General features: G+C 70.1%; 12 protein-coding genes. 10 read left to right on the top strand and 2 right to left on the bottom strand.

Annotation, left to right across the window (positions count from 1 at the left end):
- The first annotated feature begins 128 nt into the window (after positions 1–128).
- The gene (locus ABN273_RS47475) at positions 129–4,391 is read left to right on the top strand and encodes a rhamnogalacturonan lyase family protein (protein WP_349456196.1); all 4,263 of its coding nucleotides are present in this window, start codon (positions 129–131) and stop codon (positions 4,389–4,391) included.
- A 92-nt stretch (positions 4,392–4,483) separates the two neighbouring features.
- On the opposite strand, the gene ABN273_RS47470 is transcribed toward ABN273_RS47475, so the two are convergent.
- Positions 4,484–5,170, bottom strand: coding sequence for a helix-turn-helix transcriptional regulator (locus tag ABN273_RS47470; protein ID WP_349456195.1), 687 nt, complete (start codon positions 5,168–5,170; stop codon positions 4,484–4,486).
- Between the two features lie 107 nt (positions 5,171–5,277).
- Between ABN273_RS47470 and ABN273_RS47465 the strand changes: the two genes are divergently transcribed.
- The 6 genes from ABN273_RS47465 (at position 5,278) to ABN273_RS47440 (ending at position 8,081) form a co-directional block, all read left to right on the top strand.
- The gene (locus ABN273_RS47465; protein WP_349456194.1) at positions 5,278–5,769 is read left to right on the top strand and encodes a DUF2231 domain-containing protein; all 492 of its coding nucleotides are present in this window, start codon (positions 5,278–5,280) and stop codon (positions 5,767–5,769) included.
- Positions 5,770–5,781: 12 nt separating this feature from the next.
- The gene (locus ABN273_RS47460; protein ID WP_349456193.1) at positions 5,782–6,198 is read left to right on the top strand and encodes a hypothetical protein; all 417 of its coding nucleotides are present in this window, start codon (positions 5,782–5,784) and stop codon (positions 6,196–6,198) included.
- Between the two features lie 4 nt (positions 6,199–6,202).
- Positions 6,203–6,562 carry an ArsC/Spx/MgsR family protein gene (locus tag ABN273_RS47455; RefSeq protein ID WP_349456192.1) on the top strand — a complete coding sequence of 120 codons (360 nt, stop codon included), beginning with the start codon at positions 6,203–6,205 and terminating at the stop codon, positions 6,560–6,562.
- A 108-nt stretch (positions 6,563–6,670) separates the two neighbouring features.
- A complete protein-coding gene (locus ABN273_RS47450) occupies positions 6,671–7,048 on the top strand; it encodes an ArsR/SmtB family transcription factor (RefSeq protein ID WP_349456191.1) in 378 nt (125 codons plus the stop codon).
- Complete coding sequence (locus tag ABN273_RS47445; protein ID WP_349456190.1) at positions 7,045–7,752, top strand: cation efflux transmembrane domain-containing protein; 708 nt, start codon at positions 7,045–7,047, stop codon at positions 7,750–7,752. Before ABN273_RS47450 ends, ABN273_RS47445 begins: the two co-directional genes overlap by 4 nt.
- A gap of 11 nt (positions 7,753–7,763) precedes the next feature.
- Positions 7,764–8,081, top strand: a complete 318-nt coding sequence (locus ABN273_RS47440; protein ID WP_349456218.1) for a DUF3703 domain-containing protein — start codon at positions 7,764–7,766, stop codon at positions 8,079–8,081.
- Between the two features lie 201 nt (positions 8,082–8,282).
- Here the strand turns inward: ABN273_RS47440 and ABN273_RS47435 are convergent, their stop codons facing one another.
- A complete protein-coding gene (locus ABN273_RS47435; protein ID WP_349456189.1) occupies positions 8,283–9,155 on the bottom strand; it encodes a glycerophosphodiester phosphodiesterase in 873 nt (290 codons plus the stop codon).
- 533 nt (positions 9,156–9,688) lie between these two features.
- Here ABN273_RS47435 and ABN273_RS47430 point away from each other — a divergent pair.
- The 3 genes from ABN273_RS47430 to ABN273_RS47420 are packed head-to-tail and all read left to right on the top strand — an operon-like array spanning position 9,689 to position 12,854.
- On the top strand, positions 9,689–10,045 hold the full coding sequence (locus tag ABN273_RS47430) for an ArsR/SmtB family transcription factor (RefSeq protein ID WP_349456188.1): 357 nt from the start codon (positions 9,689–9,691) through the stop codon (positions 10,043–10,045).
- On the top strand, positions 10,045–10,944 hold the full coding sequence (locus ABN273_RS47425; protein ID WP_349456187.1) for a cation diffusion facilitator family transporter: 900 nt from the start codon (positions 10,045–10,047) through the stop codon (positions 10,942–10,944). Before ABN273_RS47430 ends, ABN273_RS47425 begins: the two co-directional genes overlap by 1 nt.
- Before the next feature lie 44 nt (positions 10,945–10,988).
- Positions 10,989–12,854 carry a bifunctional copper resistance protein CopD/cytochrome c oxidase assembly protein gene (locus ABN273_RS47420; protein WP_349456186.1) on the top strand — a complete coding sequence of 622 codons (1,866 nt, stop codon included), beginning with the start codon at positions 10,989–10,991 and terminating at the stop codon, positions 12,852–12,854.
- Positions 12,855–13,036: the final 182 nt, after the last annotated feature.

Raw genomic sequence — 13,036 nt, 5'->3', positions numbered from 1 at the left:
CGTAATCACCTCCCCGTTGACATCGATGTGAGTTTCCGATCACACTTGGTTTCGGACCTACAATTAAAACGATTCAATAGCGCCGAAAACCCCCTCACTCCCCGAGCACCACCCTGAATGGACGCCCCATGCGCAAGACCGCGGCCATTGCCCTCATCCTGGCCTTGTTAACGCTAACACCGACCCAGGCGCAAGCCGGAGACGCTGACCGCGCCTTCGACTTCGGCACCTCCGACAGCGCTCTTCAGGAGGGCTACACGCGCGTCACCGAGACCACCGGCTACACCTCCGCCCAGGGCTACGGCTTCGCCGACACCTCGGGCGTGACCTCGGCCGACAGGTCCACGGGCGACGCGCTCCGATCCGACTTCGTCGCCACCGGCGGCGCCACCTTCAGCGTCGACCTGCCCAACGGCGACTACACCGTCTCGCTCATCGCCGGTGACGCCACCGAGGCGACCGACATCGCCATCACGGTTGAGTCGATGGCCAAGGTCCAGCAGACCGCCAAGGCGGCCGGCCAGTACCTGGAGATGTCCTTCGGCATCGCCCTGGTGGACGGGAAGATGGACTTCACCTTCTCCGGCGCCGCCCCGAAGATCAACTCGCTGGCGATCACGCGACAGGCCGACCGCACCCCAGGCACGATCCCGACCGCCTACATCGCGGGCGACTCGACCGTCCAGACCTATGACCCGTACTGGGCGCCCGAGGCCGGGTGGGGCCAGATGATCGAGCAGTTCTTCACCACCGGCGTCGCCTTCGACAACCACGCCATCGGCGGCCGCAGCTCCAAGAACTTCATCACCCAGGGCCGCCTCGACACGGTCCTGCGCGCCATCAGGCCCGGCGACTACTTCTTCGTCCAGTTCGGGCACAACGACGCGACGGTCAGCATCCCCGACAGGTATGCCTCCCCGGCGGACTACAAGGAGTACCTGAAGGTCTACGTCAACGGCGCCAGGCAGCGCGGGGCGACTCCGATCCTCGTCACGCCCGTCTCCCGTCTCGACTACAACGCCACGACCGGCAAGTTCAACGTCTCCTTCCCTGAGTACGTGGCGAAGATGAAGGAGCTGGCCCAGGAGGAGAACGTCGCCCTGGTCGACCTGTCCACCCTGAGCAGGGAATACCTGGACACCATCGGGCCCGAGGCGGCCAAGTCGGTGTTCCTCCACGTCCCCGCGGGCGTCTACGGCGCCTGGCCGAACGGCGCCACGGACAACACCCACTTCCAGGAGTACGGCGCCATCCAGATGGCGCGCCTGGTCGCGGGCGGCGTGAAGGCGCTGGCCCTGCCGCTGTCGGAGCAGGTGCGGGAGATCGAGCCGCCTGCCGCCGTCCCCGCCAAGCCCACCGGACTGGTGGCGGGCGGCATCTCGAACGCCGGCGCCGTGCTGAAGTGGGACGCCACCGAGTCCGCCGACGTCTACAAGGTGCTCCGCGACGGCGCCCTGGCCACGACCTCGGCGATCCCGCAGGCCTCGGTCTCGGGCCTGGCGGAGGGCAAGACCTACGAGTTCCGCGTGGTGGCGGTGAACGGGCGCGGCGACTCCGAGCCGTCCGACCCCGTGACGATCACCACCAAGCGGGCCCTGTACAAGTACGATTTCGGGCCCGCAAGTGGGCCGGTCGCCGCCGGGTACACCCAGGTCACGCGGGCGACGATCTACACCGCCGAGAAGGGCTTCGGGCTCACCGACTCCGCGAACATGATCGACCGGGACCGCGGCAGCGCCCTGGACGACCTCGGCAGGGACTTCGTGGCCTACTTCGGCGGCTCCTACGAGTTCAAGGTGGACGTGCCGAACGGGCTGTACGGCCTGAAGGCGTACGTGGGCGACCTGCTGGGCAGCGCACGGACGAACATCTCCGCGGAGGGCGGCACCGCCGTCGCCGTCTCCAGCAGCAGAAGCGTCGCCACGACCGCCATCTCCGGCATCAAGGTCACCGACGGGCAGCTGAACGTCGTCGTGTCGGGCACCACCGCCCACCTCAACGGTCTGGAGATCACCCCCATCCTGACGGCTCCCGAGGGCTTGGCCGCCGGAACGGTCTCCTTCGACGGGATCACCGCCGTCGTCCCGCTGACCTGGACCGCGACGGACGGGGCGGCGGCCTATCGGATCTTCCGGGCCGAGGAGGGCGACGCGAAGCCCACCCTGCTCGGCAAGGTGACCGACACCTCCTACACCGACAAGACCGCCCAGATCGGCTCCCGCTACGACTACACGGTGACCGCTCTCGATCCCGCCGGAGACGAGTCGGTGCCCTCGGCCGCGGTCAAGGTCGCCACCGTGGACGGCTCGGTGACGCCGCCCGCCGCGCCGCCGGCGCCCCGCCTCGGCCAGGTCGAGAAGGACAGCGTCGAGCTGCGCTGGAGCGGGGTCGAGGGCGCGCTGCTGTACCGGGTCCAGCGGGCCGAGAAGGAGGAGGGCCCCTACAAGCTGATCGGTACCACGCAGGAGCCGTCGTTCACCGATGACAAGGTCCTCACGACGGTCCCCTTCCACTACCGGATCGTGGCCGTCAACAGGGGTGGCGCCTCCGAGCCCTCGCCGTCCACCGCGTCGCGGGTGGCCGCCAAGCTGAAGCGGCAGATGGAGCGCCTGAACCGGGCGCCGGTCGCCGTCTCCACCGGCTCGGGCGTCTATCTCGGCTGGCGGCTGCTCGGACTGGACGATCCCGGCCAGGCGTTCGAGATCTGGCGCGACGGAAAGAAGATCAAGGAGATCACGGGTGCTACGAACCACCTCGACCCCGACGGGACGGCACAATCCGTCTATCGGGTGGTCCCCGTGGGCGGCGACCCGACGGCCGAGTTCGGCGTGTGGAGTCAGCCGTACACGGAGATCTCGCTGGACAAGCCGGCCGGCGACTACACCAAGGACGGCCAGCCCTACACCTACAGCGCGGGCGACGCCTCGGTCGGCGACCTGGACGGCGACGGCGAGCTCGACCTGATCCTCATCTGGAACCCGAGCAACGCCAAGGACAACTCCCAGTCCGGCTACACCGGGCTCGTCTACGTGGACGCGTACACGATGGCGGGCAAGCGGAAGTGGCGGATCTCGCTCGGCAAGAACATCCGCGCGGGAGCCCACTACACCCAGCTGATGGTCTACGACCTCGACGGCGACGGCAGGTCGGAGGTGGTTATGAAGACCGCCGACGGCACCGTCGACGGCGCGGGCACCGTCCTGGGCAACCCCAGCAGGGACTACCGAAACTCCAGCGGCTACGTACTGTCCGGTCCGGAGTACCTGACGGTGTTCGAAGGGAACACGGGCAAGGCGATCGACACCGTCGACTACGTTCCGCCGCGCGGCGACGTGGCGGCGTGGGGCGACGCGTACGGCAACCGCGTGGACCGGTTTCTCGCGGCCGTCGCCTACCTCGACGGCGAGCACCCGTCGGTCATCTTCAGCCGCGGCTACTACACGCGCACCGTCCTGGCCGCCTACGACTTCGACGGCAAGGACCTGAAGCAGCGGTGGGTCTTCGACTCCAGCACCCCCGGCAACAGCGCCTTCGCGGGACAGGGCAACCACAACCTGTCCGTCCTGGACCTCGACGGCGACCAGAAGGACGAGATCGTGTTCGGTTCGATGGCGGTCGACGACGACGGCGAGGGCCTGTACAGCACGCGCCTGGGTCACGGCGACGCGCTGCACGTCACCGACCTGGACCCGAGCCGGCCCGGCTACGAGGTGTTCGCGGCCCACGAGGACATGGGCTCCAGCGGCAACCGCGGCGCCACCTTCAGGGACGCCGACACGGGCGAGGTGCTGTGGTCGATGCCCGCCACGAAGGACACCGGCCGCGCCGCCGCCGCCGACATCGACCCCAAGCACCCGGGCGCCGAGGCGTGGGCGGTCACCGCGACAGGCGAATGGAACTCCAGGCAGGGTGAGCTGCGCTCCGCCTCCGGCGAGCTGCTCGGGCAGTCGATCCCGGCGGCGAACTTCCTCGCCTGGTGGGACGGCGACCCGCTCCGCGAGATCGTCGACCACGCCTACGACCAGGCCAAGGGCGTCGGCGTCGGCACGATCTCCAAGTGGGACGGCACGACGAGCAAGGAGATCCTCCGTGCGGAGGGCACCTACTCGAACAACTCCACCAAGGGGACGCCGACGCTCCAGGCCGACCTGGTCGGAGACTGGCGGGAGGAGATCATCTGGCGGTCCCAGGACAGCACCAAGCTGCGCCTCTACACGACCGTCGACGTGACCGACCGCAGCATCCCCACGCTGATGCACGACCCGGTCTACCGGCTCTCGGTGGCGTGGCAGAACGTCGGCTACAACCAGCCGCCGCAGGCGGGCTTCTTCATCGGGAACGCCATGACCGTCCCGGAGGCCCCGCGCATCACCTACACGCGGGCGCCCTAGCCCGTACCCGGAGGTCCTCCGCTGCGTCTTGCCGTACCAGCTGATCGCCTTTCCGCGGCCTCCTCGGCTGTAGTAGACGGGCGGGCGCAAAGCTAGGGGACGGTCAGGCGGACGCAGCACTCGCCCGGTTGGGGGTCCAGGACCGCTTCGACGCCGGTGGCCTGGAGGCCTTCGAGGTAGCCCGACAGGAAGCCGTGGTTCATGCCGCAGACCAGATCGGGGGCCTTGGCGGCGAGCGGGTGGAAGGGGCAGTTGCGCAGGCGGATGTCCGTGGGGCTGATCCTGGCAGGTTCGAAGCCGTGCTGTTCGAGCATGCGCTGGCAGAAGGTGAGGGCGCGCTCCGCGCCGAGCCTGCCCGGGCGGGATCGGTCGCGCTCGGCGCTGCCCAGCCCGCGCCCGCGTTGCCTGGCGATCCTGATCGCCGCCGCACTGCCCGCCTCGCCGTCGCGCTGGCTCAGGATCGCGTCCAGGAAGAGGTCGGCCAGCAGGGCATGCCGCCGCTCGGGGATGGTGACCCTGATCTCGGCGTCGCCCGGCAGGTAGACCTTGGGCCGGCGCCCCACCTTGCGCACCCCCTCAGGAGCCGCGTAGTCGGCCCGCAGCAGGCCTGCCGCGACCAGCTTGTCGAGGTGGAACGCGGCCAGCTTGCGGGAGATGCCGACGCTGGCCGCGGCCTCGTCACGGGTGACCGGACGGCCGGCACGGCGGATGTAGTCGAACATCTCCCGGCGCGACTCCTCGCCCAGAACGCTGACGATCGCGACGTCGTTGGTGGTCACGCCACCAAAATACCGCCAATCTCCGCTGGCGGTAAGCGATTGCTTGACGAGACTACGGGAATAAGACCAACATTGATTAGTGAAACTCGGCTCGAGGGGATGGTCACGTGGATTCCGCCAAGCAGCCGGTCAGCCCCGTGCTGGCCGGACCGTACGGGCACCCGTACCACCCGATCCTGGTCACCGTGCCCATCGGTGCCTGGGTGTCCAGCCTGGTGTTCGACATCGCCGCCCTGTTCGTGAGCGACCCGGAGTTCCTGGTTCGGGGAGCGCGCTGGTTGATCGCCATCGGGCTGATCGGCGCGCTGGCCGCGGCGTGCGTGGGCGCGCTGGACCTGTTCGCCATCCCCACCGGCACCCACGCGTTCCGGACCGCCGTGCTCCATATGAGCCTGAACCTGCTGGTGACCCTCGCCTACGTCGGCAACTTCCTGTGGCGCTCCGGCGACCGGCTGGAGCCGGGGATGCTCGCGCTCAACGCCGTCAGCCTGGTCGTCCTCGCGGTCGCCGGCCATCTGGGCGGCAAGCTCGCCTTCCGCTACGGCGTCCGCGTCGTCGACGAGGACGCCCAGGCCGAAGGCTTCCTTCGATCGAAGTAAGAGGTGTTCCTCATGGCAATCGCCGCACTCGTCACCTGGGTCCTCACCGCGCTGGGCGGCTTCTACCTGCTTGCCGGCTGGCTGTCCAGGGGCGGCGCCAGACAGGGGAGCGGCAGCCGGCTGCCGGTCCCGGTCATCTTCGGCCACTTCGCGCTGGCCGCCGTCGGTCTCGTGGTGTGGATCGTCTACCTGCTCACCGGCAACCACGCTCTGGCCTGGGCCGCGCTGATCATCTTGGTGCCGGTCGCCGCGCTCGGCTTCACCATGCTGGCCCGCTGGATTCCGGCCAGGCGCGTACGAGCAACGGTGCCCGCGGGGCAGCAGTCGGCCCCGGCCGAGAGCAACTTCCCGGTGCCCGTCGTCGCGGGCCATGGGGTGCTCGCCGTCGTGACCGTGGTCCTGGTCCTGCTCGTGGCCATCGCGGGCTGACCCGGTGGAGATCTGGATCAACCCCGCCTGCTCCAAATGCCAGTCGGCGCTGTCGCTGCTGGACGCGGAGCAGGCCGACTACACGGTGCGCCGCTATCTGGAAGACCCGCCGACCACGCTCGAACTGGAGGACGTGCTGCGGCGGCTGCGACTGGAGCCTTGGGACATCACCAGGCTGGGCGAACCCGTCGCGGCCGACCTCGGTCTGGCCGAGTGGCCGCGTACCCAGGCCGACCGCGACCGATGGATCCAAGCGCTGGCCGCGCACCCGATCCTCATCCAGCGTCCGATCATCACAGTCGACGACCAGACCGCCGTGATCGCGCGCACCCGCGACGCAGTCCTTCACGCCACCGGGGGCTGAAGACAGGTCGAGGCCCGCTACGGCCCCGGCCAGTGGCGGCACGGCAAGAGAAGATCCCTCTCCACATGATCTTGCGATGACATAACGGAATCGGGTTATCATCGCTATATGGCGATTGATATCGAGAGTGGCCCCTGTGTCATTGCCGACATCGCCGCCGGGATCCCCCCGGCGGCGGCCCTGTTCCACTCCCTGGCCGACGAGACCCGGCTGCGCATCGTGCAGCGCCTGGCCAGAGGCGAGGCGCGGGTCGTGGACCTGACCGCCGAACTCGGCCTCGCCCAGTCCACCGTGTCCAAGCACCTGGCCTGCCTGCGCGACTGCCACCTGGTCGACTACCGGGCCGAAGGCCGCCAGTCGTTCTACTCCCTGACGCGCCCCGAGCTGATGGACCTCCTCGCCTCCGCCGAGCAACTCCTGGCCGCCACCGGCCACGCGGTCACCCTGTGTCCCGCTCCCGGCCCAGGGGAGAAGGCGGCGTCGTGACCGCACTGAACCTGGGCCCGGCACCGGCCCGTCGTTCCGCGCTGCGGCGCCGCATCCGGCTGCTGGTCGCCGCGACCATCACCTACAACGTGATCGAGGCCGCGGTCGCCATCACCGCCGGCACCATCGCCTCCTCCGCGGCGCTGATCGGCTTCGGCCTGGACTCGATCGTCGAGGTCGCCTCGGCCGCTGCGGTGGCCTGGCAGTTCTCCACCGCCGACCACGAACGCCGCGAGAAGACGGCGCTGCGGGTCATCGCGCTCTCCTTCTTCGCCCTGGCCGCGTACGTCACCTTCGACGCCGTACGCGCCCTGCTCGGCGTGGGGGAGGCCGAGCACTCCGCGCCTGGTCTGATCCTGGCCGCGGTCTCGCTGGTGGTCATGCCGTTCCTGTCGTACGCCCAGCGCCGTGCCGGCCGCGAGCTCGGCTCGGCCTCGGCCGTGGCCGACTCCAAGCAGACCCTGCTGTGCACCTACCTGTCGGCGGTGCTGCTCGTGGGCCTGGCGCTCAACAGCCTGTTCGGCTGGTCCTGGGCCGACCCGATCGCGGCCCTGGTCATCGCGGCCGTCGCGGTCAAGGAAGGGCGCGAGGCCTGGCGTGGAGACGCCTGCTGCGCCGTCCCCGCTGCCTCGGCCTCCGCGGCTGCCGGATCCGGTGGTTGCGCGGACGGTTGCTGCTCACCCGCCGAGGAGGACCCCCGTTGACCGGCCGACCGATGCCCGCCCGCGTGCGAGCCGCCTACCGCAGTGAGATGCGCGCCGCCCGCACCGCCACCAGCGACGACGCCCGCTGGCGACACCTGGAGCGGGCGCACGTCATCTCCCAGCGGTTTGAGAACGGGGAGTACGGAGTGGCCGCTCGACTCGGCCTGCGCGTAGTCATCGACTTGACACGGCGCCGCGGCGCGACAGTCACCGGCTCGGGCTCGGCGGTGCTTCGCCCAGCGCCGAGAGGAGAAGGCGGCGCTGGCGCAGGGCGAGATCGCCGATGCTGGCGTCACCGTCGATCTTGGCCTGGCGCAGTGTCTGGGTGATTTCGGCGGTGGTGGTGCGACGTAACGGCAGTGTGATGGGGAGGCGGCGAAGGCGGCCGGTCCGGTCACGCGGTCGCGGCGGGGTCAGCTGGGGCGTGCTGCGCCACGGCAGCGGGCTGATCGTCGTGGCAGTGCCCGGGGCCCGCAGTCGCCCGCTTCACCGATGGTGGCGGGAGTGCGGTTCAGTCATCGTGATTCCCTTCAGGGGGCGCACAGGGTGCTCGCCCAGGTGGAGTATTGGCGGCTGCGGTCGGTGATGATGCGGTCGACGCCGTAGCCGGCCAGGCGTCGCCAGGCGGCGGGGGTGTTGGGGGTCCAGGCGTAGACGGACACCCCCGCGGCGTGGTAACGGCGCACCCAGGAGCGGGACAACCGGTCGTGGCGGATGGCGACGAAGGCATAGCGCCGGGCCCGAGCGGGAGCGGGCGGGGTGCGGGCCACCAGGCCCTGGGCGACCGGCAGGGAGGCGACGCGGGTCAGGGCATCGGGCAGGGACGAGGTCAGTGCGGCCCAGCGGTAGGCGCGATAGCGGCGGTAGACGGTGGCAAGGGCTCGGCTGTCGGCCTCGTCCGGGACACTTTTCAGCTCGATCAGCACCAGGTCGGCGTGGCCGCGCAGCAGGCTCAGTGCCTGCCCCAAGGTGGGCGGCGCGAGCCCGTCGCCGCCACGCACAGTGCGCAGCCGGGCCAGGGTGGACGTGGCCACCAACCCGCTGCCGTTCGTGGCGCGATCGAGCGTGGCATCGTGCATGAGCACCGGCTGGTGGTCCTTGGTGAAGCGGATGTCGATCTCCACCTGCCGGGCGCCGGCACCCAACGCCCGGCGCAGCGAGGTGAGGGTGTTCTCCGATCCCGATGGGGGATACCCGCGGTGGGCGATCAAGCTGGGCGCATGGCACCGGCCTTCCGCCCGGGCGGCGTCAGCCGGGACGACCACGGTGAGAACCAGCGTGAACGCGGCCATCGCGGCTGGTGGGCGCCACGTACGCATCAGCTTGGGGCGTCGCCGAGGGGGTGCGTCGGGGCTCCCGTGTCCGGTCGGCGAGGGCTGCCGGGGGCGGGGTGGGATGCTCATCCTGCGACGGTGGGGGCGGCGTGGACAGTTCTCATGCGCAGTCCCTTCCTGTGCGCGTCTGCACCGCAGTCCAGAGGCCCGGGTGCGGGGGAAGGTCAGGTGTTGACCACCTGACCGTCATCAATTCTCTACGAAGAGTAGTTAACACGCTACGGAGTGTTCAAACATCTGAGTAGATGTTCATGTGTAGAGATAAGGGGAACGCTGGTCTCCGCAACCTTCCAGACCTGCCATCACACGTCATCTGTCGGTTGCAGCGGAAGCTGGCTTTGGCTCCGATCTTGGTGGTGCAGAATGCTCGGCCATGACGGCTCTGCGCGCGCTGGCCGGCGGGATGGATGGACACGCCTCCCCGCGATGGGGAGTTCGAGGTTCGGTGCGTCGCTGAGGACAGCAGGCTGCAACGCGTCCCACTCGATGTGGTGGTCGGTTGTCCGCCTTGACGCGGCATCCAGGCATCGCCCAAGCTTGCTCATATGAATGTATCTTCAGATGAGGGCGTGTTGGTGATGGATGGATGTGCTGCCAAGGTCGTGGACGCTGACCGAGTGGCCGCCGTATGCGAACGGATGCCGGCCGCCGAGGACCTGACCGACACCGCGGACATCTTCGGCCTGCTGTCGGACCCGAACCGGCTGCGGCTGCTGGTTGCCCTGCTCGACGGCGAGTTGTGTGTATGCGACCTGGCCGCGGTCACGGGCCAGAGCGAGTCGGCCGTCTCCCACGCCCTGCGGCTGCTGCGCGCGCACCGCATCGTCGCCGCCCGCCGCTCCGGCCGGATGGCCTACTACCGCCTGGAAGACCCGCACGTACGGATGCTGCTCGACCTCGCGCTCGCCCACACCGAGCACACCGACGCCATTCACCCCGAACGTGGCGGGAACACCTGATGGGCGTCGGGCACGGACACGGGCACGCCGGCAGCCGTCACCGGTGGCGGCTGGCGGTCTCCTTCGCCCTGATCGGCTCCTTCTTCGTGGTCGAGCTGGCCTTCGGGTTGGTCTCGGGCTCGCTGGCACTGCTGTCGGACGCCGGCCACATGGCCGCCGACGTCGTCACCCTCGGCGCGGCCCTGATCGCCACCAGGATCGCCACCCGCCCCGACACCACCGGCCGCCGCAGCTACGGCTCCTACCGGGCCGAGGTGTTCGCGTCCCTGCTTGCCGTGGTGCTGATGCTCGGTGTCGCCCTGTACGTGGTCATCGAGGCCATCGGACGCATCGGCGGCCCCGCCGAGGTCTCCTCCGGCCCGATGCTCGTCGTCGGCGCCATCGGCCTCGCGGTGAACCTCGTGGCCCTGTTGCTGCTGCGATCGGGCGCGAGCGAGAGCCTCAACGTCAAGGGCGCCTACCTGGAAGTCGTGGCCGACACGGCCGGGTCCGTCGGTGTCATCGTCGCGGGCTGGCTCGTCGCCGCCACCGGCCAGCCGTTCTGGGACACGGTCGTCGCCCTGGCCATCGGCGTGTTCGTCGCCGTCCGGGCCGTCTCGCTCGGCCGCCAGGTCTTCGCCGTGCTCGGCCAGCACGTACCCGAGGGGATGGACGCCACCGCCGTCGCGAAGGACCTGGCCGCGATCGACGGCGTACGCGACGTGCACGACCTGCACCTGTGGACCCTCACCTCCGGCATGAACGTCGCCACCGCCCACCTGGTCACCATCGACCAGAACGACAACCACTCCGTGCTGGACCAGGCCCGCGACCTGCTGCGCCAGCGCCACGGCGTCGCCCATGCCACGCTGCAGGTCGAGCCCGCCGACCACAAGGGCTGCGACGAACTCGGCTGGTGAGCTCACGTGCGAACCGACCTGCACGATGCCGCGTATCTCCAGATATGCGCTGGAGCCTGACCGCGGACACAAGGGTCGATCCGCCGCGTAAGCGCGCCTGGACGCCGTCTCGCCTCGACGGGCGGCGTCAGCGGATCTACGCCGGTACCGCGTTGATCGCCGCGGGCCTCGTGGTGCTGGCCGCGGCCCTGGGATCCGCCGCACGGGAGCCGGCCATCGCCGGGCTGCCCACCGCGGGGCCGCTCACCGCGTGGGGACTGCCGCTGGTCCGCTTCTGCCACCACCTGTGCGCGGTCGCCACCGTGGGCACGCTCCTGGCGGCCGCGGTCCTCGCCCCGCCCGCCTCGCCCCAGAAAGCGGCCTGTTTGCGCGCGGCCGGCCGGTGGGCGCTCGGCTGGGCGGCTGCCGGCCTGCTGAGCTACCTGCTGACCGTGTCAGAGGTCACCGCGCTGCCCGTCCCGAACCTGCTCGCATCCCCCGAGCTGCTGGCCTTCGGCCTGTCCATCCCGCAGGCCCGCGTGCTGCTGCTGGTGGCGGCCATGGTCGCCGTGGCGGGCGTGGCCACGCGGCTGCCGCGCTTGCCCGCGTGGATTCCGCTGGCGATCGCGACGTTCTCGACTCTGCCACCCACCTATGTCGGCCATGCGGCCTCCGCCGCGAACCACGACATCGCGGTGTCCGCCCTGATGACGCACCTGCTCGCGGTGTCGCTGTGGGTCGGCGGCTTGGGCGCGGTGCTCCTGCATTTCCGTCACTCCGGCGATCTACGGGTCGTGCTGTCCCGGTTCAGCACGATCGCCCTGTGGTGTTTCGCGGGTGTGGCCGTCTCCGGCCTGGCCGCCGCATGGGTCCGGCTGAACACGATCTCGGACCTGTGGCAGAGCGCCTATGGCGGGTTCCTGCTGGCCAAGACCGCCGCGCTGGCGATCCTCGCCGTGTTCGGCTCGACCCACCGCCGCCGTACGGTCGCGCACGTCGCCGAACGGAGCGTGCGCCAGGTCTTCATCCGGCTGGCCGCGGGCGAGCTGATCGTGATGGCGGCGGCCATGGCCCTGGCCGTCGGCTTGTCCCGCACTCCGCCACCGATCCCGCAGATCGGCGGCGGACACCTCTTCCGCGTGCTGGAGTACGACCTGGCTCCCTTCACGCCCACCGCGCTGCTCACCGAGGTCCGCCCGGACCCGATGATCCTTCTGCTGCTGGCCATGCCCGCGATCGGTTACCTGGCCGGCGTTCGGAGGGTCGCCTCCTGGCCGCTCGGCCGCACGCTCGCCTGGTACACCGGACTCGCGCTGATCGGGCTGGTGCTGCTCGGCGGCGCCGGAGGATACGCGCGGGTGATGGTGTCGGTGCATGCCCTGCAGCAGACCGTCCTTGCCGTCCTCGCCCCGCTGCTGCTCTGCCTCGGCGCCCCGCTCACCCTGGCCGCCCAGGCCACCACCGCCTCGCCCCAGTACGGCGATCCCGGCTCCCGCCCCGGTCGACTGGCGGTCCTTGTCTGCCTGCCGATTGCCTACATGCTGGCCTTCCCGCTCTTGTACCGGACCGGCTGGCTGGCGTGGGCGCTGCCCGAGCACGCTGCACATCTGGCCACCGAGCTGGGGTTCTTCGGCGCCGGATCGGTGGTGTTCTGGATGCTGGCAGGCGTGGACCCGCTGCCGCGCCCGATCTCCTGGGCCGTCCGCGCCGGCCTGCTGGCCGCTATCGGGGTGGTACAGCTGGCCATGGGCGCCTCACTGCTGCTCGGACCGCCGGTTGCGGCCGACTGGTTCCTGCTGGCGGCCCCGCCTGGCGCGCCAGACCTTCTTGCTGATCAGCGGCTGGCCGCGGTCGCCTACCTGCTCGTCGCGCTGCTGCCGCTCGCGCTGCTGGCCGTACGGCTGGCGCGGTCACGTCAAGGGAGTAGGTGAGCGCGCCTAGCCGACGGCGAGGATGTGCGCAGCCGGGTATCGGACCTCCACCTCGTCCAAGCCGCCATTGCCGTCCTGAACGTCCAGGCACAGACCGCTGTAGACGGGTTCCGCCGCGGCCGGGGACGCAGCGATGGTCGTCAGCACAGTGGATGCGGCGGCCGCACAGTCACCGGGTGGTG

The organism is Nonomuraea sp. B19D2, from assembly GCF_040137845.1.
In the GTDB taxonomy this organism is placed as follows: domain Bacteria; phylum Actinomycetota; class Actinomycetes; order Streptosporangiales; family Streptosporangiaceae; genus Nonomuraea.
This window is presented reverse-complemented; position numbering and strand designations above follow the sequence as displayed.

Excerpts from the sequence above, each read along its gene's own strand:
- ABN273_RS47475 (WP_349456196.1), top strand. The coding sequence starts at position 129 with ATGCGCAAGACCGCGGCCATTGCCCTCATCCTGGCCTTGTTAACGCTA.
- ABN273_RS47460 (WP_349456193.1), top strand. The coding sequence starts at position 5,782 with ATGGCAATCGCCGCACTCGTCACCTGGGTCCTCACCGCGCTGGGCGGC.
- ABN273_RS47450 (WP_349456191.1), top strand. The coding sequence starts at position 6,671 with ATGGCGATTGATATCGAGAGTGGCCCCTGTGTCATTGCCGACATCGCC.
- ABN273_RS47440 (WP_349456218.1), top strand. The coding sequence starts at position 7,764 with ATGCCCGCCCGCGTGCGAGCCGCCTACCGCAGTGAGATGCGCGCCGCC.
- ABN273_RS47435 (WP_349456189.1), bottom strand. The coding sequence starts at position 9,155 with ATGAGCATCCCACCCCGCCCCCGGCAGCCCTCGCCGACCGGACACGGG.
- ABN273_RS47425 (WP_349456187.1), top strand. The coding sequence starts at position 10,045 with ATGGGCGTCGGGCACGGACACGGGCACGCCGGCAGCCGTCACCGGTGG.
- ABN273_RS47420 (WP_349456186.1), top strand. The coding sequence starts at position 10,989 with ATGCGCTGGAGCCTGACCGCGGACACAAGGGTCGATCCGCCGCGTAAG.